Annotated in this window: 22 protein-coding genes and 1 pseudogene; 12 read left to right on the top strand and 11 right to left on the bottom strand. The window is 63.6% G+C overall.

Annotated elements, in window-relative coordinates:
* The gene (locus LB568_RS25110) at nucleotides 1-2178 is read right to left on the bottom strand and encodes a TonB-dependent hemoglobin/transferrin/lactoferrin family receptor (RefSeq protein ID WP_013895041.1); all 2178 of its coding nucleotides are present in this window, start codon (nucleotides 2176-2178) and stop codon (nucleotides 1-3) included.
* Between the two features lie 199 nt (nucleotides 2179-2377).
* Here LB568_RS25110 and hemP point away from each other — a divergent pair, with 199 nt between their 5' ends.
* From hemP to LB568_RS25135, 5 genes are read left to right on the top strand one after another with little or no spacing between them, the layout of a single operon-like run.
* Nucleotides 2378-2584 (top strand): hemin uptake protein HemP, encoded by a 207-nt coding sequence (gene hemP, locus LB568_RS25115; RefSeq protein WP_224731537.1) that lies wholly within the window; start codon nucleotides 2378-2380, stop codon nucleotides 2582-2584.
* 22 nt (nucleotides 2585-2606) lie between these two features.
* The gene (locus LB568_RS25120) at nucleotides 2607-3665 is read left to right on the top strand and encodes a hemin-degrading factor (protein ID WP_013895043.1); all 1059 of its coding nucleotides are present in this window, start codon (nucleotides 2607-2609) and stop codon (nucleotides 3663-3665) included.
* A gap of 10 nt (nucleotides 3666-3675) precedes the next feature.
* Nucleotides 3676-4614 carry a heme/hemin ABC transporter substrate-binding protein gene (locus tag LB568_RS25125; RefSeq protein WP_013895044.1) on the top strand — a complete coding sequence of 313 codons (939 nt, stop codon included), beginning with the start codon at nucleotides 3676-3678 and terminating at the stop codon, nucleotides 4612-4614.
* 5 nt (nucleotides 4615-4619) lie between these two features.
* Complete coding sequence (locus LB568_RS25130; protein ID WP_013895045.1) at nucleotides 4620-5723, top strand: FecCD family ABC transporter permease; 1104 nt, start codon at nucleotides 4620-4622, stop codon at nucleotides 5721-5723.
* Between the two features lie 22 nt (nucleotides 5724-5745).
* Complete coding sequence (locus LB568_RS25135; protein WP_224731538.1) at nucleotides 5746-6537, top strand: heme ABC transporter ATP-binding protein; 792 nt, start codon at nucleotides 5746-5748, stop codon at nucleotides 6535-6537.
* A gap of 131 nt (nucleotides 6538-6668) precedes the next feature.
* On the opposite strand, the gene rirA is transcribed toward LB568_RS25135, so the two are convergent.
* The gene (gene rirA, locus LB568_RS25140; RefSeq protein WP_013895047.1) at nucleotides 6669-7130 is read right to left on the bottom strand and encodes an iron-responsive transcriptional regulator RirA; all 462 of its coding nucleotides are present in this window, start codon (nucleotides 7128-7130) and stop codon (nucleotides 6669-6671) included.
* A gap of 285 nt (nucleotides 7131-7415) precedes the next feature.
* Here rirA and LB568_RS25145 point away from each other — a divergent pair, with 285 nt between their 5' ends.
* The 3 genes from LB568_RS25145 (at nucleotide 7416) to LB568_RS25155 (ending at nucleotide 9998) form a co-directional block, all read left to right on the top strand.
* The gene (locus LB568_RS25145) at nucleotides 7416-8711 is read left to right on the top strand and encodes a DUF445 domain-containing protein (RefSeq protein WP_224731539.1); all 1296 of its coding nucleotides are present in this window, start codon (nucleotides 7416-7418) and stop codon (nucleotides 8709-8711) included.
* Nucleotides 8712-8812: 101 nt separating this feature from the next.
* Nucleotides 8813-9241 carry a phasin family protein gene (locus LB568_RS25150; protein WP_224731540.1) on the top strand — a complete coding sequence of 143 codons (429 nt, stop codon included), beginning with the start codon at nucleotides 8813-8815 and terminating at the stop codon, nucleotides 9239-9241.
* Between the two features lie 259 nt (nucleotides 9242-9500).
* A complete protein-coding gene (locus LB568_RS25155; RefSeq protein WP_140573867.1) occupies nucleotides 9501-9998 on the top strand; it encodes a MaoC family dehydratase in 498 nt (165 codons plus the stop codon).
* 105 nt (nucleotides 9999-10103) lie between these two features.
* Here the strand turns inward: LB568_RS25155 and LB568_RS25160 are convergent, their stop codons facing one another.
* Nucleotides 10104-11558, bottom strand: a complete 1455-nt coding sequence (locus tag LB568_RS25160; protein ID WP_224731541.1) for an MFS transporter — start codon at nucleotides 11556-11558, stop codon at nucleotides 10104-10106.
* A 128-nt stretch (nucleotides 11559-11686) separates the two neighbouring features.
* Between LB568_RS25160 and LB568_RS25165 the strand changes: the two genes are divergently transcribed.
* Nucleotides 11687-12577 carry a LysR family transcriptional regulator gene (locus tag LB568_RS25165; RefSeq protein ID WP_224731542.1) on the top strand — a complete coding sequence of 297 codons (891 nt, stop codon included), beginning with the start codon at nucleotides 11687-11689 and terminating at the stop codon, nucleotides 12575-12577.
* 2 nt (nucleotides 12578-12579) lie between these two features.
* Here the strand turns inward: LB568_RS25165 and LB568_RS25170 are convergent, their stop codons facing one another.
* Nucleotides 12580-14013 (bottom strand): PLP-dependent aminotransferase family protein, encoded by a 1434-nt coding sequence (locus tag LB568_RS25170; RefSeq protein ID WP_412033929.1) that lies wholly within the window; start codon nucleotides 14011-14013, stop codon nucleotides 12580-12582.
* Between the two features lie 106 nt (nucleotides 14014-14119).
* On the opposite strand from LB568_RS25170, the gene LB568_RS25175 reads away from it, so the two are divergent.
* Nucleotides 14120-14983 (top strand): DMT family transporter, encoded by an 864-nt coding sequence (locus LB568_RS25175; RefSeq protein WP_224731543.1) that lies wholly within the window; start codon nucleotides 14120-14122, stop codon nucleotides 14981-14983.
* Nucleotides 14984-15004: 21 nt separating this feature from the next.
* Here LB568_RS25175 and LB568_RS25180 read toward each other — a convergent pair whose 3' ends face one another.
* The 4 genes from LB568_RS25180 to LB568_RS25195 all read right to left on the bottom strand — a co-directional run bounded on the left by LB568_RS25180 (nucleotide 15005) and on the right by LB568_RS25195 (nucleotide 17970).
* Nucleotides 15005-16045 (bottom strand): zinc-dependent alcohol dehydrogenase family protein, encoded by a 1041-nt coding sequence (locus LB568_RS25180; protein WP_224731544.1) that lies wholly within the window; start codon nucleotides 16043-16045, stop codon nucleotides 15005-15007.
* An 89-nt stretch (nucleotides 16046-16134) separates the two neighbouring features.
* Nucleotides 16135-16620, bottom strand: coding sequence for a DUF4262 domain-containing protein (locus tag LB568_RS25185; protein WP_224731545.1), 486 nt, complete (start codon nucleotides 16618-16620; stop codon nucleotides 16135-16137).
* Nucleotides 16610-17260, bottom strand: coding sequence for a maleylacetoacetate isomerase (gene maiA, locus LB568_RS25190; protein WP_224731546.1), 651 nt, complete (start codon nucleotides 17258-17260; stop codon nucleotides 16610-16612). The genes LB568_RS25185 and maiA overlap by 11 nt, the downstream gene beginning before the upstream one ends.
* Nucleotides 17261-17271: 11 nt before the next feature.
* Nucleotides 17272-17970, bottom strand: a complete 699-nt coding sequence (locus tag LB568_RS25195) for a fumarylacetoacetate hydrolase family protein (RefSeq protein WP_224731547.1) — start codon at nucleotides 17968-17970, stop codon at nucleotides 17272-17274.
* A 205-nt stretch (nucleotides 17971-18175) separates the two neighbouring features.
* Here LB568_RS25195 and LB568_RS25200 point away from each other — a divergent pair, with 205 nt between their 5' ends.
* Nucleotides 18176-18859, top strand: coding sequence for a response regulator (locus LB568_RS25200; RefSeq protein WP_013895059.1), 684 nt, complete (start codon nucleotides 18176-18178; stop codon nucleotides 18857-18859).
* A 177-nt stretch (nucleotides 18860-19036) separates the two neighbouring features.
* Here LB568_RS25200 and LB568_RS25205 read toward each other — a convergent pair whose 3' ends face one another.
* The gene (locus LB568_RS25205; protein ID WP_224731548.1) at nucleotides 19037-19432 is read right to left on the bottom strand and encodes a hypothetical protein; all 396 of its coding nucleotides are present in this window, start codon (nucleotides 19430-19432) and stop codon (nucleotides 19037-19039) included.
* Between the two features lie 14 nt (nucleotides 19433-19446).
* On the bottom strand, nucleotides 19447-19806 hold the full coding sequence (locus LB568_RS25210; protein ID WP_224731549.1) for a lysozyme inhibitor LprI family protein: 360 nt from the start codon (nucleotides 19804-19806) through the stop codon (nucleotides 19447-19449).
* 195 nt (nucleotides 19807-20001) lie between these two features.
* On the opposite strand from LB568_RS25210, the pseudogene LB568_RS33865 reads away from it, so the two are divergent.
* Nucleotides 20002-20223, top strand: a pseudogene (locus LB568_RS33865) (DnaT-like ssDNA-binding protein); the annotation flags it as partial.
* Nucleotides 20224-20325: 102 nt separating this feature from the next.
* Here the strand turns inward: LB568_RS33865 and LB568_RS25215 are convergent.
* Nucleotides 20326-21666 (bottom strand): hybrid sensor histidine kinase/response regulator, encoded by a 1341-nt coding sequence (locus LB568_RS25215; RefSeq protein ID WP_224731550.1) that lies wholly within the window; start codon nucleotides 21664-21666, stop codon nucleotides 20326-20328.
* Nucleotides 21667-21674 lie beyond the last annotated feature (8 nt).

Genomic DNA, 21674 nt, shown 5'->3' on the forward strand with positions numbered 1-21674 from the left:
TCAGCCTCCAAAGCGCATGGTTGCCGCCAGCTTCAACGTTACGCCGGGCTCGTAGACGGCAACTGTCGTGCTGCCGTTCAACGGGTTGACGTATTTGACATCGAACAGATTGTCGGCGCGGAAATCGATTTTGAGATTGTCGGTGGCCTGGTAGCTGGCGAAGGCATTGACCAGCGTATAGTCCTCGGCCACCGCATTGCCCTTCGGCTTGCCATTGTACTGCACTTCGCCGCCGACGGTCAGCTTGTCTTCGAGGAAGCGCAGCCCGAGCTGCGCCGTAACCTGCGAAGAGGGTATGGTGGCGAGGTCCGCCCGGTCGCCTTCATACGATATGGTATGGCCGTTGGTGATCGAGGCAGAGAGACCTGCATAACCCCATGCCGCGTCGTACACGCCTTCCAATTCGAAGCCGTTGATCTTTGCCTTGGCGAAGTTCTGGTACTGGAAGCAGATCGGGATGCCCGGCCCAAACGGGCAGCCGCTGGTCGGGTCGAACGGCGACAGCGTCACGCCATCGATATAGTCGTCGACGTCGTTGTTGAAATAGGCCGCCTTGAGACGGAATGCGTCGCCTGCTTGAAGGATGTCATTCTGCTTGTAGTTGACGCCGAATTCGGTGGTCTTGCCTGTCTCGGGCCGCAGATTGGGGTTGGGCAGGAAAGGAAAGCTGACGCCGGCCGGATGATTGCCGCTGATCAGCGTCTCCGTGATCGATGGCGAGCGATAGCCTTCCGCATAGGTGCCATAGAACTGAAGGCCTGCAAGCCCGGCGGACTCAAACGGCGAGACACCGACGGTAATGCGCGGCGATACCCTGTCGCCGGAAATGTCATGGGTATCGTCCTTCAGGCTGTAGCTGTCGTAGCGCAGGCCGCCAATCACCTCGAGCCATTCCCAGCTGAGCTTGTCCTGGACATAGGCGCCGGACACGTTTCGCTTGCCCGAAGGCGTATAGAAGCTGTCGCCGCCGGCAGCGCCGCCGGTCTTGACATTGTCGCCGACCCAGTCGCCTCCATGGGTCAGTTCATGGGCGACGCCGCCCGTTTCGAACCGGGACGTATTCCAGATGTCGATGCCGGTCGTGCCGACGTCAAATGTCGACTGCGATCCTGCCGGGAGAACCACGGGCAGGCCGGTGACCGGATCGAAGCGGTTTTGCGGAACGAGGCTGGTCAGATCGAGATTGGTCTTGTTGTAGGAGGTGTTGATGTGGAGATCGAGCCAGCTCTTGTCCTCATCCGTGATGTTGTAGCGGGCCGTGAAGGTGTTCGACTTCAGGTCGACATCGTTGACCGGAACGCCGCCGCTGGTTTCGTCCCAACTGTCGCTGGAGCCGACCCAGCCGAGCTTCAATTCGCTGTTCTCGGTCGGACGGATGGTGGTCTTGAGCAGGCCGCTCAGCACGTCGAAGCCGGTGCCGTTGACGGTATCGCCGCCGCCATCCTTGTAGTTGTCGTAGTTACGGTAGACGATATTGCCGAGCGCATCCCAGTTCTCGTTGAAACGGTAGGCGCCGGAGGCACTGGTGGTCCAGCCCTTGCCATTGCTCTCATAGCGCCCGGTTACCGAAGCGCCCCATGTTTCCTCCGGCTTGAGGAAGTCCACCGCATCCTTGGTGTCGAAGAAGACGACGCCGCCGATGGCGCCCGAGCCGTAGGTGTTGGCGACAGGACCACGGATCACGTCGACGGATTTGACGAGCTCCGGGTCGATGTAGAAGGTCGACTGGGTGCCGTGGTCCGAACGCTGGAAATCCTGCCGCGCGCCGTCGACGATGACCGCGACGCGGCCGAAATCCTGCAGGCCGCGTATGTTGATGCTGGTGCTGACGCGCCTGGCGTCGGCCTGTGTCGCAACACCGGGAACACCGAGCAGCATCTCGTTCGGCGTCGTCGCCATGCGACGGTCGAGTTGCTCCTGGTCGACATGGCTGGCCGAGGCCAGCGATTCGATTGCCGTTTCACCGGTGCGGCTGATGACCAGCACCTTGTCGAGCAGCGTCGCGCCCGCTTGTCCCGCTTTTTCCTGGTCGGCCTTCTTCGTCTCATCCGTCTGCTGCATTGCCTGCTGGGCGTTGGCAAGCTGCGCCGACAAGGCGATCGCCGCCACGCTTGTCAGCAAAGCCGCCGCACCGTTCGCCGCAGACCGGCCGCGCCGTTCCCAATTCATCAACCCCATGCCCCAACTCCAAATTCCAGGTTCGATGCTGGCTCGCCCGGGGCTGGCTGGCATTTTTGATCGTGTCCGGCGTCTTAAATCTTGACTCGTTTGATCCGGTATTGCACTGACTAATAAACATGATTATTCGAGTCAAGAAATGAATCGGATATTCGCAACGCCTAACCAGACGCCCGGCACAGGAAAGGGATCGACACAGATGAACACGCACAATCCCAACGATTTTCGCCATCGCGTCCGCCGTTCCGATGACACCGCAGTCCGTTTCGACTGGGTTCCGCTGGCGGTGCGGACCCTGTCCAGCAACACCCTTTTCCAGGGCGAGCACGAGATCGGCATCGAGCACCATGGTGCTCTCTACAGGCTGAAGATCACCCGCCAGGGCAAGCTCATTCTCAACAAGTAAGGCAAGGCAATAGGGGTAAGACATGGACCAGCGCGTAAAACCCGCCCCACATGAAATCCGGCGGGCACGGATGGAGAATCCGAAAACGCGCGAGCGTGACCTGGCCGCCCAACTCGGCATTTCGGAGGCCGAGTTGGTCGCTGCCCATTGTGGCGACGGCGTCGTCCGCATCGAGCCGCGCGTCAACGACCTTCTGACCGGCCTCGAGGCCGTCGGGGAGGTGATGGCGTTGACCCGCAACGGAAGCGCCGTGCATGAAAAGATCGGCGTCTACGACAAGGTCGTCACCGGCAACCACAATGCGATGGTGCTCGGCGAGAATATCGATCTGCGCATCTTTCCGAAAGTCTGGGCGCACGGCTTTGCCGTGGAGAAACGCGATGGCGACGAGATCCGCCGCAGCCTGCAGTTCTTCGACGCGGCGGGCGAGGCGGTGCACAAGGTGCATTTGCGGCCATCCTCCAGCCTCTATGCCTACCAGAAGCTGGTTGCCTCCCTGGAATCATCGAACCAGGATCCGACGATCGACATTTCAGGACCAATCTCCGAAGAGAACGAGGCCTCGGCGGCCACCGCCAATCTCGACGATCTGCGCGACCGCTGGAGCCGGCTGACGGACGTCCACCAGTTCTTCGGCATGCTGAAGACGCTGAAGCTCAGCCGTCGCCAGGCGGTGCGTATGGTCGGCCAGGATTATGCGTGGCTGCTCGACAATGACGCGGTCCAGGCCATGTTCCATCACGCCGCCCAAGGCGAGATGCCGATCATGTGCTTCGTCGGAAACCGTGGCTGCATCCAGATCCATTCGGGGCCAGTCAAGTCGATCAAGCCGATGGGGCCGTGGCTCAACGTGCTGGACGAGACCTTCCACCTGCACCTGCGGACAGACCACATCCACGAGGTCTGGGCCGTGCGCAAGCCGACCAAGGACGGCCATGTCACATCGCTCGAGGTCTACGCTGCCGACGGCAGCATGATCATCCAGTTCTTCGGCAAGCGACACGAAGGCGAAAGCGAGCGCGACGACTGGCGGTTCCTGGCCGAGAACCTGCCGCGTATTCCAAACCCGACGGCTGCCTGAGGACAGTGTGATGCGTTCTTTCCTGAACATGCCGGCCCTGAATCGGCCGGCCCTGAACCTGCCGGCAGTGCGCGGATCAATCCTTGCGTCGATAATCGGCCTCTCCCTTGCTTTTGCCGCGCTGCAGCCGGCCGGAGCCGCCGAAGGCGTCTCGGTCTTCTCCGATCCGTCGAAGATCGCGGCGATAGGCGGTTCGATCACCGAAATCGTCTATGCGCTCGGTGAGGAGACACGTCTGGTGGCCCGCGATTCCACCAGCAATTATCCGAAAGCGGCGCTCGACCTGCCCGATGTCGGTTATATGCGCGCACTCTCGCCCGAGGGCGTGCTGTCGGTCGATCCGACAGGCATCCTGGCGCTGCATGGCAGTGGCCCCAGGGAAGCCGTCGATGTGCTGAAGAAGACCAGCATTCCGTTCATCGAAGTGCCCGAGCATTACAGTCACGAAGGCATTCTCGAGAAGGTCCGCATCGTCGGCAAGGCACTCGGCGTCGACGCCAAGGCGGAGGTGCTGGCCGAGGAGCTCGATGCCAAGCTCACGGCCGCCGAAAGGCAGACGGCCTCGATCAAGGAGCGCAAGCGCGTCCTGTTCGTGCTGTCCATACAGGGCGGCAAGATCCTGGCGGCCGGCAGCGACACCGCGGCCGACGGCATGGTCAGGCTGGCGGGCGGGGTCAATGCCGTGGAGGGCTTTTCCGGCTACAAGCAACTGTCCGATGAAGCGATCATTACCGCCAGGCCGGACGTGATCCTGATGATGAGCAATGCCGGGCCACCGGTGTCGGACGACGAATTGTTCGGCAATCCGTCCATCGCCTCGACGCCGGCGGGTGTCGCGCGCAAGCTGGTCCGCATCGACGGCGGCTATCTGCTCGGCTTCGGGCCGCGCACGGCGGATGCCATCCACGATCTCGCCGTCTCGCTCTACGGCGCGCAGGTCACGGACTGAGCATCGTGGTCGATCAATCGATCGCCGGCCCGGTGAAGGTGATGGCGAATGCATCCGAAGGCGACCGCTCGGGTCGCGCCCGCATCGTCATCCTGCTGCTGTGCGTGGGGCTCGCGGCCGCCGTGTTCCTGTCGCTGACGTCGGGTGCGTCGGACGCATCCGCCGTCAACGTCATCGGGGACTGGTTGTCTGGAGCCATTCCAGGCGATGCGGCGCTGAGCGCGCGCGACAGCCTGATCGTCTATGATATCCGCCTGCCGCGCGTCATTCTCGGCATGCTGGTCGGTGCCGCGCTCGCGGCCTCCGGTGCCGTCATGCAGGGCCTGTTCCGCAATCCGCTGGCCGACCCCGGCCTGATCGGCGTTTCGGCCGGCTCCAGCCTCGGCGCGGTGGCCATCATCGTGCTCGGCGCCACGGCACTGGCACCTGTGACGGCCTTGCTCGGCACGCTTGCGCTGCCGTTGGCGGCGTTCTTCGGCGGCCTGGCCACGACGCTGGTGCTTTATCAGGTTGCCACCCGGCGCGGGCAAACCTCGGTCGCCACCATGCTGCTCGCCGGCATCGCGCTGGCAGCCCTTGCCATGGCGCTGACCGGCATCCTGATCTTCATGGCTGACGACCGCCAGCTGCGCGACCTGACCTTTTGGTCGCTCGGATCGCTCGGTGGCGCGACCTGGGGCAAGATCGCTTCCGTCGGGCCGATCATCGTGCTGGCATTGGCGGCGATGCCGTTCCTGGCGCGCGGCCTCAACGCGCTGGCGCTGGGCGAGGCGACCGCCGGCCATCTCGGCATACCGGTGCAGCGGTTGAAGTACACGGCCATCGTTGGCGTTTCGGCGGCGGTCGGCGCGTCGGTCGCCGTCAGCGGCGGCATCGGCTTTGTCGGCATCGTCGTGCCGCACCTGCTGCGCCTGCTGATCGGCCCGGACAATCGCTACCTGCTGCCGGCTTCGGCGCTGCTCGGCGCCTCGCTGCTGCTGCTCGCCGACGCTGTCGCTCGCACCATCGTGGCGCCGGCCGAATTGCCGATCGGCATCGTCACCGCTGTGGCAGGCGCGCCGTTCTTCCTGTGGGTCCTGCTGCGCAAGCGCGGCGTGATTGATTTGTAGATTTGGGATTTGTGAGGCTGGGATGATCGAGGCGAGGGATGTTTCGGTTGATATTGCTGGCAAGCGCATCGTCGGCGGTGTCGATTTCGATGCACGGCCAGGCGAGGTGGCGGCGATCGTCGGCCCCAATGGGTCGGGCAAGACAACCTTCCTCAAGGCCCTGTCCGGCGAACTTGCCTATAGCGGGCGCGTCGCGCTCAACGGCCGCGATCTGTCGGCCATGAAGCCGGTCGAGACTGCCGTCCAGCGGGCGGTGCTGCCGCAGGCGACGACATTGTCGTTTCCGTTCACCGTGCGCGAGGTGGTCAAGCTTGGCCTTGTCGGTGGCCGCTCGGGCGCCTTGCCCGGCGAGGATTTGCGGCTGCCGGAGCGGGCGCTGGCGCGTGTCGATCTCGACGGCTTTGCCGGGCGTTTCTACCAGGAGCTTTCGGGCGGCGAGCAGCAGCGCGTCCAGCTTGCACGCGTGCTGTGCCAGGTCTGGGCACCGGTGCTCGACGGCAGACCGCGCTATTTGTTCCTCGATGAGCCGGTTTCCAGCCTCGACATCAAGCACCAGCTGATCATCATGAACATCGCCCGCGACTTCGCCAGAAAGGGCGGCGGCGTGGTCGCTATCCTGCATGACCTCAATCTGACGGCCATGTACGCCGACCGGATCTTCGTCATGCATCGCGGCCGGCTGGCCGCGACCGGTTCGCCACAGGATGTGCTGAGCGACGATCTGATCGAGAAGGTTTTCGATTGCCGGCTCCGGGTCGGCGTGCTGCCGACCGGCAACATGCCGTTCGTGCTGCCGCAATCCTCGGTCAGTTGATATTTCAGGTAAGGCCGGCCTGCGAACGGCAGGTTTCCTGCGCTTCCAACATTGACGCTAGTTGTGGAAGTTGGCGCCGCCCCTCATTGCCCTGTCGGGCATTTCTCCCCGTAGAACGGGGAGAAAGAAGCTCAGGCGGCCGGGGCGCGGCGCTCCAGCATGTCGATGCCGAGCAGGCTGCGCACATTCGGGCGCGCCGCCACCATATCGGCGATCGTGTAGCGCTCCAGCACCGCGAAGAACGCGTTCAGCGCTTCACGCAGCGCCGAATTCAGGGCGCAGCTATCGACCAAGGGGCATTCAGCGGCATCATTCTCGAAGCATTCGGCCATGGCGAAGCTTTCTTCCGTCACCCGAACGACGTCGAACAGGCTGATCGCTTCGGCCGCGCGGCCAAGCCTGACGCCGCCATTGCGGCCACGCACGGTCTCGACAAGGCCATGCTCGACCAGCGGCTGCAGGATCTTGAACAGAAACAGTTCCGACACCGAATAGGCGGCCGCGATCTCCGGAATACGGCTCAGGCGGTCGTTGTTGGCGGCACAATACATCAGGATGCGCATGGCATAGTTGGTCTGGCGTGTAAGCCGCATTTCGTCCTCACTCAGCGCTGGTGCGGTGCAACGCGCCAGATTCCAGAACTTGCCGGCGCGGCTCTCACCCGGAATTTGGGATTCGCCACGCTGGCCTCGGCCGAATATGGCCTATACCTTGGAATAATTCCAGACTAGCCGGGCATTATAGATGAATATTCCCGTCAACTTTATGTGCGGAGCCGAGCAAACGCGGGGCGATGTGGCTGTCACGGGCATTTCGGCGGCCGCAACACTAGATAGGCTCGGGATCGCCCTGCGAGTTCGATGAGGAGCAGTTCATCCATGGCACAATCGGCTTCGTCCCTGGCGCCGGTCCGTTTCGATGCCGACGCTGCCGCCAAGCTCTCCGCTTTGCGGCGGACGAAGTTCGTCGCCACGGCCGCGCTGGCGCTTTGCGTGCTGGTGTTCGCGTTGGCCAAATCGTTCGAACACTCCTATCCGTGGCTGGGATTCGTCGCGGCCTTCGCCGAGGCGGCGACCATCGGCGGTCTGGCTGACTGGTACGCGGTGGTGGCGCTGTTCAAGCGGCCGCTTGGGTTGCCGATCCCGCATACCGCCATCATTCCCGAGAACCAGCACCGTATCGCCGACAATCTCGGCCGCTTCATCGAGGTGAATTTCCTTGCCCCGGAACCGGTGCGTGAAAAGCTTGCCGAAGTCGATTTTTCGGCGCTGGTCGCCGACTGGCTGGCCGACGGCGAACGCGCAGCCGGGCTGTCGCGCTTCGTCGTGCGGCTGGTGCCGCAGACGCTGGCTGCCGTAGAACAATCCGGCCTGCGTGGCTTCGTCACCAGCCGCATGCTGGAGCAGATCGAGAAGGTGCCGCTGGCGCCGCTCGCGGCCGAACTCTTGTCCGCGCTCACCGACGACCGCCGCCACCAGAAACTGTTCGACGAATTCACCAAGGTGGTCGGGCGGTTCCTCAATGACGAACAGGCATTGGCGACGATGCGCGAAAAAATCCGCGAGGAGCTGCCGTCGCTGTTCAACCTGTTCCGGGCCGACGCTTATCTTCTGAAGAAGATCGTAGCCTCGGCCGGCTCGCTGCTCGACGAGGTGCGGGCCGATCCCGACCATCCGATGCGCGCAGAATTCGACCGTTTCGCCCAAGGCTTCATCGAAAAACTCAGAACATCGAAGCAATACGCCAAACGCGCCGAGCAGATGAAGCGGGATTTCCTGGCCCGGCCGGAGGTCAAGGGATTGGCCGGCGACATGTGGGCAAGCCTCAGCCTGTTCATCGAGCAGGACGCCAAGGCGCCGAATTCGATGATCCGCGCGCATCTCGCCAACATGTTCGTCGAGGTCGGGCGCCATCTCGCCGGCGACGCGCAGATCCGGGCCGACATGAACCAGGGGTTCGTCGTGGCGCTCGCCTCCTTCGTCGAGAGCCAGAAGAGCGGCGTGTCGAAATTCATCGCCGATCAGGTCAAGCGCTGGGACCTTGCCCAACTGACGCGGCTGATCGAGATGAACATCGGCAGGGACCTGCAATACATCCGCTTCAACGGCATGATCATCGGCGGGCTGGCGGGTATCGCGCTCTACACGATCGAGCTCCTGCTCCCGGTCAATTGATGCGCATCGGTCCCATGCCCGTGTTCGAAATGGACACGCGGCAGCCGAGTGCTATGCTCCCGACGAGGCACCCGCATCCGCGGCGCAGGGGAGAAGACATCATGGCCAAACAACCGGAATCCGATTCCTTCATGGACATGTTCGGCAGGTTCGGCCGCGACCTGAAGGTGCCCAATGTCGATGTCGAGGCGATCCTTGCCCATCATCGCAAGAACCTCGAAGCCCTGGAGAAATCGGCGCGAGCCGGCGCCACGGGCGCGACCTCGCTGTTGTCGAGGCAACGCGAGATGTTGCAGGACACGCTGCGTGAGGTTGCCGACATGGCGCAGGGCTACCGGGCGCCGGGCAATCCGCAGGAAATCATGGCCAAGCAGACGGAGTTCGCCAAGAAATCCTTCGAGGCCGCGCTGAAAAATGCTGGGGAAGTGGCTGAATTGGCCCGGAAATCCGGCACCGAATCGATCGATATCCTGCGCGCGCGCATCAAGGAGGCGATGGAGGAAATCCGCGCCGGTTATGGGCAGAAATAGGCTCCCGAGGCCTGTCGCTCCGCCTTCATCCGGGCACACCGGCTCGCAGTTCCGCAACCTTGTGCGTAGTTGCATCCACGCCATGGAACAAGCACCAGCAGGGCCGGGAGGCCCGAAAATCCGGATTCGACCCTGCCATTGAATCGCAAGGCATGGCACGATTCCGCTGGAGTTCGGCGGAACGGATTCACGCAGGGCGAATTGACAGAGGCCGTCAGTTCGTGGTCCGGAGGCGCTGAAAGCGATCGGGAAAGCAGGAATGACAGAAATACGGCCTAAAACGCCGCCGACCTACGAGCAGTTGAGGACGATGTCCGGGCAGGAGCTCGGCGTCTCGGAATGGACCACTGTCGACCAGGACCGTATCGACCAGTTCGCCGAATGCACCGGCGACCATCAATGGATCCATGTCGATCCGGAACGGGCGCGGCGGCAAAGCCCATTTCGCACCACGATCGCGCATGGCTACCTGACGCTGTCGATCATCGGCGCGCTGGCGCTCGGCATGGGGATCGTGCCGGAGAATACGCAGGCTGCGTTCAACTACGGCTTCGACAAGGTGCGCTTCCTGGCGCCGGTCAAGGTCGGCGCGCGCATCAGGCTGCGTACGGTGCTGCTGTCCATGGAAGACAGGGGGCCCGGCCAGTATCTGATGAAGGCCGCCAACACGGTCGAGATCGAAGGCGAGGAGAAGCCGGCGCTGACCGCTGAAACATTGGTCTTGCTCTACGAGCGCCGCAAACGGGCAGGGGCCTGAGAGTATATCCATATTCGGGTGAGGCCGGCCTGCAAACGCTGGCTTCCTGCGCTTCCGGTGCTCATATACTTCAGTACGCACCGCTCCGGTTCCCGGAAACCACCACTATTGTGAGGCGGAGGTGCTAGGTATCCGGCTGGCAAAACGGACCGAAAGAACTGCTAGGACCAACGCAGCTAGCACCATGCCGGTTGCCGCTTCGAAAGTGGTCTGCATTCCCTGCGCGGCCGCGGCCGGCGACAGGATCGCCGTGTCCGCAGCGCCTTGCCCCGACGCGACCGCGAATATCGCCCCCATCAAGGATGCGCCGGTGATCAGGCCGAGATTGCGCGACAGGTTGAGCAGGGCTGATATGACCCCGCGTTCGCCGGCGCCGACACCGCTCATGACGGCTGCATTGTTGGAGGTCTGGAACAGGGCGTAGCCGAAGCAGGTGACGGTGATGGGAACGACATAGCTGGCGATGCCGAGCTTTGTCATCGCGAGCGACAGCAGTAAGGTGCCCGTGGCAAGGCTGAGCAGGCCGGCGACCATCATCCTGTGGGCTCCGAAACGATCGGCAAGTCGTCCGGCCAGCAGCGCCGACAGGGTCGAGACCAGCGGCCCGGTGGAAAGCACCAGACCAACCATCGCGGCATCCAGCCCCAGTCCGCGCGACAGGTAGAATGGCGCTACCACCAGGGTCGCCATCATCACCGTGGCGACGACGAGGCTCATGACCAAGCTGGCGCTGAGCTGGAGGTCACGGAAGCTGGCGAGCTGAACCAGCGGTGTCTTCACTCTGGTCTGCGCAATGGCGAACAGGATGACGCCGATGCCGGCCGCGGCCAGCAGGCCGATGTTGAGCGCGCCGAAACTACCCCGGCCAAGCGTCATCGCCATCGCATAGGCGCCCAGGGTCAGGGCGAGCAGCGCCGTGCCTGTCGCGTCGAACTTGCCTCGGGCGGCATGCGTTCCATTGCTGCGAGCGGGCAGGGCACGCCAGGCGAGCGCAAAGGTCAGGAGGCCCAGCGGGACATTGATCAGGAAGATCGCCCGCCAGCCGAGGCCGGCGATCAGCAATCCGCCGAGCGAAGGGCCGAGTGTCGTTCCGATCGCCGACATGGCGCCGAGCAGGCCCATGGCGCTGCCGGTCCGGTCCCTGCTCACCGTTTCGGCGACAAAGGCAAGCGTCAGCGCCATCATCAGCGCTGCCCCCAGCCCTTGCACGGCCCGCGCGGCGATCAGCAGCCACAGTGTCGGCGCCAGGCCGCAGAGCACGGACGCCGCCGTGAACAGTGCGATGCCGCCAAGCAGCAACGGCCGGCGCCCGACCATGTCGGCCAGCCGCCCGGCGCTGACGATCAGCGTGGTGATGGCAAGGAGATAGGCCAGGACCACCCATTGCACGGCCTGGAACGAGGCCCCGAACGTCTGCATCAGCGACGGCAGCCCGACACTGGCAATGCTGGTTCCGAGTGACGACAAAAGCGTGGCGAGCGACAGGCTGGCCAGTGCCCAGCCGGCGGATTCTTTCTGTTGCGGCGCTGATATCGGCCCATTTTGCTCGGCGACTGCCATGACGATCTCCTTTTGTCGGCTCCGGTACCGGAGCTGTCGGAGATGTAGCCCTGTGGCTGATATGGCGGAAGGCGCAACATTTGCATCATATTCGTGCATCAAACGCCGTATCATGCTACAATCGGCCGATGACGTCACCCGATCTCAATCTGCTCTTTGCGCTAGACGTTCTGCTCGCGGAAGGCAGCGTGGCACGCGCCGCGCGCCGTTTGCGTCTCAGCCCTTCGGCCATGAGCCGGACACTGGCACGGCTGCGCGAGGCAACAGGCGATCCCCTGCTGGTTCGCGCCGGGCGCGGCCTGGTGGCAACGCCGCGCGCGGAAGAATTGCGGCGGCAGGTCGGCCCTGTCGTCCAGGAAGCGGAGGCGCTGCTGCTCCCCGCCGAACTGCTTGATCTCTCAAGCCTGGACAGCGTCTTCACATTGCGCACCAACGAAGGCTTCGTCGAAGAATTCGGGCCTCGTCTCGTCGCCCGCATCGAGGCCGATGCGCCAGGGGTGCGGCTGCGTTTCGCGCCGAAGTCCGACAAGGATGCGATGTCGCTGCGTGAAGCGGCGATCGACTTGGAAATCGGCGTCGCCGGTGAAACCGGTCCCGAAGTGCGTATCCAGGCGCTGTTTCGCGACCGCTTCATCGGTGTTGTTCGAGCCGGCCATCCCTTTGGCGAAGGCCCGGTGACGCCCGAGCGCTATGCGGCGGGCCGGCACATCAGCGTCTCGCGGCGTGGCCGCGAGAGAGGGCCGATCGACGAGGCCCTGAGCGCGCTTGGTTTGCAGCGGACGGTCGTATGCATGGTGTCGGGTTTCTCGGCCGCGCTCGCCATGGCACGCGGCTCGGACCTGATCGCCAGCGTGCCCGAGCGGCATACGGTTGGTGCGCGCGCCGGCATGCATAGTTTTCCGCTGCCGGTCGCCATCGTGGATGTCACCATATCGATGCTCTGGCATCCGCGCCTCGATGCCGACCCGGCGCAACGCTGGTTGCGCGACTGCGTGCGGGAGGTCTGCGCGAGCCGCTGAGATCAGCGCGCCATCGCCGCCTCGATCACCTTGAAAATCCGCTTGTCTTCGCACTGGGCGACATTGAAGCGGAGGAAACGGCTGGCGGTCTGGGACAGGCTGAACGCATTGCCTGGCGCCAGCACGACATTATCCGAAAGGGCACGGCGTGCGACTTCGGCCGCGTCCACGCCATCGGGCAGGCTGCACCACAGGAACAGCCCGGCCGGCTGGTCGATCCAGGGCGTGATGCCGATCGCCTTCAGGCGGGTGGTGGTCTCGCTCATGGCGCGCGCAAGCCTGGCGCGCAGCAAGTCCATGTGCTTGCGGTAGCTGCCGTCCTTCAGCAGCGTCAGCACCAGTTCGGCCGCCAGCCGTCCGCCACCGAAGGTCGTGGCGATCTTGAGGTCGGTCAGGCCCTCGATCCAGTCGCGGGGCGCGGCGATGAAGCCGCAGCGGACCGAGGCCGACAGCGTCTTGGAGAAGCTGCCGATCTGGACAGCGCGGCTGAGACCATCGAAGGCCGCCAGCCTGGGGGCGGGGGCATGTTCGAAATCGGCGAAGATATCGTCCTCGACAATGGTCAGGTCCGATTGGTCGGCGAGTTTCAGCAGCCTGTGCGCCGTGACCGGCGACAGGATCGCGCCGGTCGGGTTGTGGATGGCGGAATTGGTGATGTAGAGCCGCGGCCGGTGCTCGGCCAGCGCCTGCGCGAACAGCTCGATATCCGGACCCGACGGCGTGTAGGGAACGCTGACCACCTTGGCGCGGTGGGCGCGCAGCAAAGCGTGAAAATTGAAATAGCAGGGATCGTCGACCAGCACCGTATCGCCGGGCTCGATCAGGAACCGGCACAACAGGTCGATGGCCTGTGTGCCCGATTCGGTTAGCATGATCTGTTCGGGCGAGACTTCGATGCCATGCCCGGCCATGCGCCGCGCCAGCAATTGCCGCAATGGCGGCAAGCCGAGCGGCGTGCCGTAATCGGCCAGCGCAACATCATCGGCACGCGCCACCGTGCGCAGTGCGCGACGCAATGCGGACTGGGGCATCCAGGAGGCCGGCAGCCAGCCGCAGCCGGGTTTCAGGATCTCGTCGCCGGCTTCCAACGACTGGCGCGAGACCCAGAGCGGATCGACGGCACGATCGAGCCGCGGGCCGATCTCGGCCAGTGACAGCGGCGCCAGCGAGCCGGCGGCATAGAAGCCCGAGCCCGGCCGGGAGCGGATCGCGCCTTCGGCTGCGAGCCGCTCATAGGCCTCGACCACGGTAGATTTCGACACCTGCATGGATTTGGCGAAGGCGCGGATCGAGGGCAGTCGCGCTCCCGGTGTCAGGCTGCGCGCGGCGATACGCTGGCGAATGGTCGCCATGACAGTCTCGACGAGGGTGGTCGCGACAGGGATGGTCGCGACAAGGGCGTGTGCACCGTCCGGTTCCAAAGCGGGTTCAGCCATCTGTACTGCTCGATCGTTCATTACAGTTTCGTGAAATTGTACCCCATTGTCTCTGGCTGCACCATGGGTGTCTGCCCGATAGAGGGCGAAAGACATGGAGCCTGGAATGGACAAGATCGCGAGCGGCTGGCTGAACGGATTTATCGGCGTGCTGATCTTCTCAGGCTCGCTGCCGGCGACGCGCGTGGCGGTGGTGGATTTCAATCCGACATTCCTGACATCGGCCCGGGCCGCGATTGCCGGTCTGCTTGGCCTGGCCATGCTGCTCCTGTTTCGGCAAAAGCGCCCGGAGCGCGGGGATTTGCTGTCGCTGGTGATCGTCGCACTCGGCGTGGTGGTCGGCTTTCCGCTGCTGACCGCGTTGGCGCTGAAGCACGTCACCTCCGCCCACTCGATCATCTTCGTCGGCCTGCTGCCGCTGGCGACCGCGATCTTCGGCGTGCTGCGCGGCGGTGAGCGTCCACGAGCGGCGTTCTGGCTGTTTTCCTGCGTGGGCAGCGCGCTGGTCGCGGGTTTCGCGCTGATGCAGGGCGTGACGGCCTCGCCGGTCGGCGACGGTTTGATGCTCGCCGCCATCGTGGTCTGCGGCCTGGGCTATGCCGAGGGTGCCGCGCTGTCGCGCAAGCTCGGTGGCTGGCAGGTGATCTGCTGGGCGCTGACGCTGTCGCTGCCGATCATGCTGGTGCTGACTTTGGCGACCCTGCCGCCGTCGTTTGCCGCCGTCGGCTCCCACGCCTGGATCGGGCTCGCCTATGTCTCGCTGTTCAGCATGCTGATCGGCTTCGTCTTCTGGTATCGCGGTCTGGCGCAAGGCGGCATCGCCGCCGTCGGGCAGTTGCAATTGCTGCAGCCCTTCTTCGGCCTTGCGCTGGCGGCGACGCTGCTGCACGAACAGGTCAGCCCGCTAATGGTGGCCGTCACGCTAGGCGTGGTGGCCTGCGTGTTCGGGGCGAAGAAGTTTGCGCGGTAGTTCGGAAAGCGACGGCCGCACTTAGAACTTCGTCACCACCCCGATGCCGATGCCCTCGAAGCCGCCCATTGCCATTAGGGCGGCGGGCGCTTCGTCGAGGCTGATCTTTTTGCCGACCAGCAGTTCAGGCTTGAGCTTGCCGTGGCGGATCATCTCCATCATCGCCGGGTAGCGATAGGCCTGCATGCCGTGGCTGCCGAGGATTTCGAGTTCGAAGGCGATCACCTTGTCCATCGGCACCTGCGGGCGGGCGTGATCGCCAAGCATCAGTCCGACCTGCACGTGGCGGCCTCGTCGGCGCAGATTGGCGATCGAATTGAACGAGGTGGTCGGGTGGCCGAGCGCGTCCATCGACATATGCGCGCCGCCATTGGTGATCTGCTTGACCGCCTTGACCACGTTCGGCGTCGTGGACGCGTTGATGGTGGCGACGGCACCGATCTTCCTGGCGAAATCCAGCTTCTCGTCGGTGAGGTCGATGGCGATTACATTGGCGCCCATCGAGCTGGCGATCATGATCGCCGACAGGCCGACGCCGCCGCAGCCATGCACCGCCACCCATTCGCCCGGCGTCACCCGGCCCTGGTCGACGATGGCGCGGAACGAGGTGACGAAACGGCAGCCGAGGCTGGCGGCGGTGGCGAATTCCATCTCGTCGGGCAGGCGCACGAGGTTGGTGTCGGCGTGCTCGATGGCGACATATTCAGCGAAGGAGCCCCAGGCGTTGAAGCCGGGCTGCGATTGATGTTCGCAAACCTGGTGATTGCCCGAATTGCATTCGAAGCAATGGCCGCAGCCGACGGCGAACGGCACCGTGACGCGCTCGCCGGCCTTCCAGCGGGTCACATGCTTGCCCGCCGCGACGACGATGCCGGCCAGTTCGTGGCCGGGCACATGCGGCAGGCGGATATCGGCGTCATGGCCCATCCAGCCATGCCAGTCGCTGCGGCAAAGCCCGGTCGCCTCGACCTTGATGACGACGCCATCGGCAGCCGGTTTCGGATCGGGAACGGTCTGGATAGTCGGCGCTTCGCCGAATTTCTCGAAGACGACGGCTTTCATTGGTCACTCCACCCTAAGACGGCATGCATTGCGGGAAACGATAGCCGATTCCTTGTCCGGTCAAGCGGAAATCGATTCCGCCGGACAGGTCAGTCCATGTCCTTTGGCGAAGGCTCGGTATCGAGCAATGGCTGGCGCGCTCGGAACCAGTCGCTGGCGTCGACTTCCCATGGCCAGACCCCTTCGGTCGTGGGAAAGATCAGCTGCATGACACGAAAATCGAGCCCATCGTAGAACCAGATATCCCAGCCGAAATGCTCGCGATAATGCCCCACATGAACGGTGCCGAACTGGCAATCGAAGCCGTTGACGAAGCCGGACGCTCGCTGTCCTGGTTCGAAGATCTCGCCTGATCGGACTCGCCTGCAATATTCGTTGATGATGGATTGGGAGATTTCAGGCTTCAGGCCGATGACGATCAACTCTGGAGCCTTGAAGTTGTGCTCTATGCCAACCGAGTAGCTGAACGGGGGGTTGTCGTCCTCTTCCAACACATAGAGAATGTGGCAGCCATATGCCTCGACATCGGCCAGCGCCTTGGCTTCCGCGGGATCTTTGGCTTCCCTATTCGGCATCGATTTGTTTCTCGGGCGCGGCCTTCTGGAAGCTCGGCAGTGCCATGCAGGCGGCGTTGATGCGTGCGATCGTCGGGTAGGGCGCCAAGTCCACGCCGAAACGGGCGTTGCTGGCGATTTGTGCAACCAGGCAGATATCGGCGAGCCCCGGCGTTTCGCCATGGCAGAATGTTCTGGTCTCCGGCGACGATGCCAGGAGCTTCTCAAGCGGCCGGAAACCTTCGTTCACCCAGTGGCGGAACCAGTTGGTGATGTCCTGGTCGCCGGCACCGAACAGGGTGCGCAGCGAGGTCAGCACGCGCAGATTGTTCACCGGGTGGATGTCGCAGGCGATCATCTGCGCCAGCATTCTCACGCGCGCCCGGCCAAGTGCGTCCCCAGGCAGCAGCGGCGGTTCGGGCTGGATCTCGTCGAGATATTCGATGATCGCCAGCGACTGCGTCAAAAGCGTGCCGTCGCCCAGCACCAACGCCGGCACCAGCCCCTGCGGATTGACCGCGAGATAGGCGGGCTCCAGATGGTCGCCATGGCGCAAATGGTGCGGGACATAGTCATAGCTCAGCCCCTTCATCTCCAGCGCGATCCGCGCCCGATAGGAGGTGGAGGACCGATAGTAATTGTGCAGGACGAACTCGCTCATGGCTATATCGCTCACAATTGGGGCTGGCCAAAGGTGACTTCGATCGTGCCGATGCCGCCGACGCCGCCGGTCATCGTCTCGCCTGGCTTGACCGCGCCGACACCAGCGGGCGTGCCGGTAAAGATCAGGTCCCCGGCTTCGAGCCCCATCGCCTCGCTACAGATCGAGACGATGTCGGCGATCGGCCAGATCAGCTCGGCGAGGTCGGCGTCCTGCCTGACCTTGCCGTCGACCGCGAGCCAGATGCGGCCCTTTTGCGGGTGGCCGGATTTCTGGGCCGGCACCAGCGGGCCGCACGGCGCCGAGCGGTCGAATGCCTTCGACCAGTCCCAGGGCCGCGCCGCCTTCTTGGCCTCGTCTTGCAAATCGCGGCGGGTTAGGTCGATGCCGACGCCATAACCCCAGACATGATCCAGCGCCCGCTCACGCGGGATGCGGAAGCCTGGTCTGCCGATCGCGGCGACCAGCTCGATCTCATGGTGCAGGTTGGCGGTGAGCGGCGGGTAGGGAATGGTCACACCGGAATCGACCACCGCGTCGGCCGGCTTGGTGAAGAAGAAGGGCGGATCGCGCTCATCATTGCCGAATTCACGCGCGTGCGCCGCGTAGTTGCGGCCGACGCAGAAGATGCGGCGCACGGCGAACCGCTCGGTTGACCCGCTGACGGCGACAGAAGGCGTTGGCGGGACGGGGAGAACGAAAGCGGTCATGGTGGTCTCTGTCTTGGATGTCGGATGCCGGGTACCTTCGGCCGAATTCAGTGGCCGGGCAAGGCGTCGCATTCATAAGGCACGCGCGCCGCGGTGCCTGTATGAGAATCCGCCTATCAACGGTAGACTATTTGGCAATAATCCGGTCATGCTCGTGGGATTAGCTTGTGCTGGAAACTGAATAGGGGGCTTCGGAACGAATGTCATGACCGCAGTCAATGATCGCGCCCGGTTCCTCATCATCGACGACCACCCGCTGTTTCGCGAGGCGCTGCACAGCGCCGTTCAGATGGCTTATCCGGAAGTCGATACGGTCGAGGCCCGCTCGATCACCGAGGCGCTCGATCTCCTGGCCGACGCCAAGCCTTTCGACCTCGCGCTCCTCGATCTCTCAATGCCCGACGTGCACGGCTTCGACGGCCTGCTGCAGCTCAGGACCCGCTATCCGCGCCTGCCGGTGGTGATCGTGTCTGGATATGAGGAGCCGAGGATCATCTCCGAGGCCTTGTCCTATGGTGCGGCAGGCTTCATTCCGAAATCGGCGCGCAAGAGCGATCTGGCGGCCGCCATCCGCTCGGTGATGGATGGCGCCATCTATGTGCCGCAAACCTATGAGGGCCAGCCGGCGGACGCCGACAGCAGCGACCGCGCCGACATGGTCCAGCGCCTGTCCAAGCTGACGCCGCAGCAGTTGCGGGTGCTGCAGATGCTGCGCCAGGGTCTGCTCAACAAGCAGATCGCCTACGAGCTGCAGGTCGGCGAGACCACGGTCAAGGCGCATGTCTCCGAGATCCTGCGCAAGCTCAATGTCTACAGCCGCACGCAAGCGGTGATCGAGGTTTCGAAGCTGGACAATGCGGAGCTGTTTCGCGACCAGGCGGGGTTTTGATCTTTTCCCTCCCGCTTGTGGGGAGGGTCGATCCGCTAAGCGGAGTGGGATGGGGAGCTTGGCACCACACCCTGGGGCTCCGCGCCGACGGCATTCAGCGCACTTTGGCCGTCAAGAGATCAGGAGCGGCGGGCGTGAGGGCAATTACCACCAGCCCGTCGCGTGGAAGGTAGCAGCCTAGTTATTATCGTCAGCATCCGGATTGTCGACCTGACAGCCAATGCCATGACATCCGATATAATTGCCTTGGGTGTCGAAGTTCGGATTGCCGTCTTTGTCGTACTGAGGCCTGTCATCGATGACACTAGGACTCGCGGTGGATTGGAGATCATTCCTGCGCTTGCGATCTCTTCGGTCCTGCCGTTCCAGATCGTTCATTGTACGGCGCTGGTCGTCGGCGCGTTGCTCGTCCTGATCCCTCATGCAATCGGCAAAACTGTTAGATCCCGGTCGATAGCCGTATGAAGCGCATTTTTCCTGGTCTGCTGCTCGCTGGTCTTCAGTGCTGACGCAGCCGGCAACCGCCAGCGGCACAAGCGCGGTCAGCAGATATCTCATCTTGAAGGTCGGCATCTTGTTTCTCCCGGCTATTCTGCTGGCACCGGGCAAGCGAGGTCGCCCTCCTGGCAGTTCAAGTAGGCCTTCAACTGCTTGTTGCGATTCTTGGTAAGTTCAGCCTGACATGCAGCGGCAACCATCGGTGCGGCGGATCCGCCGTCATCCCCACCGGATTGGAAAGTGCATTCGGCATTGCGGAACGCGATCCAAGTTCTCTGCGCTTTCACAAGCCGCGCTTTGCCGCCGGAATCGTCCGCAAGCCGTTTCTGAATTTGCTTGAAGGTCTGGTTCAATCCTTGGTCTGCTCTTTTGAAGTCCGAAGCAGGATCAGCCAGAGCCGCAGTGGTGGCAAACGACAGCGTGGCAATGACAGCAAGTAGAAAACGCATGGTTGTATCCTTCAAATTGCATCAACCATAGGGAAGCACGCATGGGGGATGGCCGGCAAGCATTGGCGAATTCGTATAGTAACCAAATGGTTGGATCGGGCGTTGCGAACGCGGAAAGCTATTCCAGCGCCGCGGACTGCGCAGCCTATGCCGTCAAGGAGTCCTTCGCTTCCTCGCTAGCCAGCCGCAGCTGAGGCTGCGTTGCGGCGCGCCATCCGCCGCCTGGACGCCAGGTATCGCAGCCGGTTTCCAGGCCAGCGGGTGAAAGGGCGTTCTCAAGGTTTGAAGTGGCCCAGGTCCGACGCTTACGACCCAAGGTTAACGAGATCGCCAGCGATGAAATTCCGCATGAGATCATCGATGCACGCTGGGAACTCGCCATCATCGAACTGGCCGATCCGGGCAGTCTGGCGCTGACAGTGACGGGGGGTAGGGCAAGGTCGAGGGCATCGAGGTCGAGTATGCCGCTGTTCCGGCCGTCGGGGTCGCTTGGATCAGCCTCACCGCACGTTATGGAGCTTAAGCCAGCAAATGTGCCAGCAGCGCCCTTAGTTGTGCCGGTTTCAGCGGCTTGCGCATCAGTTCGATGCCGCCCGCGCGGGCGGCCTTGGCAATTTCCTCGGAACTGTCGGCGGTGACGATCAGCGCGGGCACGGCGCGGCCGAGATAGTTGCGGACCTCAGATATGGTGGCGGTGCCGAGATCGCCGCCGTCGAGATGCTGGTCGGCGATGACGATGTCTGGCACCCAGTCGGTGTCGCCAAGCATGTCCAGCGCATCGTCGGTCGACGTCGCGGCCCGCACCAGGCATTGCCAGCGTTCGAGCAGGAAGGTCATCGCCTCCAGCACCTCGATGTCGTTTTCGACCAGCAGCACCTTGGTGCCGAACAGGCCGTAGCCGCGCGGCCGCTCCAGACTGGCGGCGCTGGCGATGGCGTCGGCAGGGGCGCCGATGCCGACAGGAACATCGATGTGGAAGATCGTGCCGCGGCCTACCTTCGACGAGAACGTCACGGGGTGCCCGAGCGCGCCGGCCATGCGACGCACGATGGCAAGCCCGAGCCCGAGACCGCCGCCGTTGAGCTCGGCATTGGCAGGCAAGGTGCCGCGATGGAACTCCTCGAACACCGCCTCGCGCTGGTCCTCGGGAATGCCGCAGCCGGTATCGGCGACATCGATGCGGATGGTGTCGCCGCGATGCCTGGTGCCGACAAGGACGCCACCCGAACCGGTATAGCCTAGCGCATTGGAAAGGATGTTCTGCAGGATCCGACGCAGCAATGTGCGGTCGGAGCGGACCACGGCATTGACCGGCCGGAATTTCAGCGACAGCTGCTTGAGTGCCGCCACCGGCTGGAAATCCGAGCGTAGCGACGAGAACAACGCCTCCAGGCTGACGTCGCCGATGTCGGGCTGCACCACGCCGGCATCGAGCTTGGAGATGTCGAGCAGGGTGCGCAGCAGATCTTCCATCGTTTCCAGCGAGCGCTCGACCTGGCGCACCAACTTCCTGCCTTCGTCGCTGGTCTGCACTTCGGCCAGCGCCGAGACGGAAAGGTGGGCCGCGTTCAGCGGCTGCAGCACGTCGTGGCTGGCGGCGGCGAGGAACCTCGTCTTGGACAGGTTCGCCAGCTCGGCATTTTCCTTGGCGGCGCTGAGGTCGATGTTGGATTGCTCCAGTCGGCGCAGCGTCGAATGCAGCTCTTCGGTGCGCGTGCGCACGCGATTTTCCAGCGAAATCGCGGTCTGGAACAGCGAGAAGGCGTTGCCTTGCTGGTCCATCGACCGCTCGACGCGGCTGACCAGGGCGGCGTTGATCTTCTTCAGCTTTTCAAGGTCGTTTATGCTCCTGAGCGGCATGTTGTCCG

It is taken from the genome of Mesorhizobium sp. B263B2A (genome assembly GCF_020165775.1).
GTDB classification, from domain to species: Bacteria; Pseudomonadota; Alphaproteobacteria; order Rhizobiales; family Rhizobiaceae; genus Mesorhizobium; species Mesorhizobium opportunistum.

What these genes read in the sequence shown, in the direction of transcription:
- LB568_RS25120 (WP_013895043.1), top strand. Translation starts at nt 2,607, where the DNA reads ATGGACCAGCGCGTAAAACCCGCCCCACATGAAATCCGGCGGGCACGG.
- LB568_RS25160 (WP_224731541.1), bottom strand. Translation starts at nt 11,558, where the DNA reads ATGGCAGTCGCCGAGCAAAATGGGCCGATATCAGCGCCGCAACAGAAA.
- LB568_RS25175 (WP_224731543.1), top strand. Translation starts at nt 14,120, where the DNA reads ATGGACAAGATCGCGAGCGGCTGGCTGAACGGATTTATCGGCGTGCTG.
- maiA (WP_224731546.1), bottom strand. Translation starts at nt 17,260, where the DNA reads ATGAGCGAGTTCGTCCTGCACAATTACTATCGGTCCTCCACCTCCTAT.
- LB568_RS25165 (WP_224731542.1), top strand. Translation starts at nt 11,687, where the DNA reads ATGACGTCACCCGATCTCAATCTGCTCTTTGCGCTAGACGTTCTGCTC.
- LB568_RS25155 (WP_140573867.1), top strand. Translation starts at nt 9,501, where the DNA reads ATGACAGAAATACGGCCTAAAACGCCGCCGACCTACGAGCAGTTGAGG.
- LB568_RS25205 (WP_224731548.1), bottom strand. Translation starts at nt 19,432, where the DNA reads ATGCCGACCTTCAAGATGAGATATCTGCTGACCGCGCTTGTGCCGCTG.
- LB568_RS25210 (WP_224731549.1), bottom strand. Translation starts at nt 19,806, where the DNA reads ATGCGTTTTCTACTTGCTGTCATTGCCACGCTGTCGTTTGCCACCACT.
- LB568_RS25125 (WP_013895044.1), top strand. Translation starts at nt 3,676, where the DNA reads ATGCGTTCTTTCCTGAACATGCCGGCCCTGAATCGGCCGGCCCTGAAC.
- LB568_RS25195 (WP_224731547.1), bottom strand. Translation starts at nt 17,970, where the DNA reads ATGACCGCTTTCGTTCTCCCCGTCCCGCCAACGCCTTCTGTCGCCGTC.
- LB568_RS25170 (WP_412033929.1), bottom strand. Translation starts at nt 14,013, where the DNA reads ATGGCTGAACCCGCTTTGGAACCGGACGGTGCACACGCCCTTGTCGCG.
- LB568_RS25150 (WP_224731540.1), top strand. Translation starts at nt 8,813, where the DNA reads ATGGCCAAACAACCGGAATCCGATTCCTTCATGGACATGTTCGGCAGG.
- LB568_RS25145 (WP_224731539.1), top strand. Translation starts at nt 7,416, where the DNA reads ATGGCACAATCGGCTTCGTCCCTGGCGCCGGTCCGTTTCGATGCCGAC.
- rirA (WP_013895047.1), bottom strand. Translation starts at nt 7,130, where the DNA reads ATGCGGCTTACACGCCAGACCAACTATGCCATGCGCATCCTGATGTAT.
- hemP (WP_224731537.1), top strand. Translation starts at nt 2,378, where the DNA reads ATGAACACGCACAATCCCAACGATTTTCGCCATCGCGTCCGCCGTTCC.
- LB568_RS25200 (WP_013895059.1), top strand. Translation starts at nt 18,176, where the DNA reads ATGACCGCAGTCAATGATCGCGCCCGGTTCCTCATCATCGACGACCAC.
- LB568_RS25215 (WP_224731550.1), bottom strand. Translation starts at nt 21,666, where the DNA reads ATGCCGCTCAGGAGCATAAACGACCTTGAAAAGCTGAAGAAGATCAAC.
- LB568_RS25180 (WP_224731544.1), bottom strand. Translation starts at nt 16,045, where the DNA reads ATGAAAGCCGTCGTCTTCGAGAAATTCGGCGAAGCGCCGACTATCCAG.
- LB568_RS25110 (WP_013895041.1), bottom strand. Translation starts at nt 2,178, where the DNA reads ATGGGGTTGATGAATTGGGAACGGCGCGGCCGGTCTGCGGCGAACGGT.
- LB568_RS25135 (WP_224731538.1), top strand. Translation starts at nt 5,746, where the DNA reads ATGATCGAGGCGAGGGATGTTTCGGTTGATATTGCTGGCAAGCGCATC.
- LB568_RS25185 (WP_224731545.1), bottom strand. Translation starts at nt 16,620, where the DNA reads ATGCCGAATAGGGAAGCCAAAGATCCCGCGGAAGCCAAGGCGCTGGCC.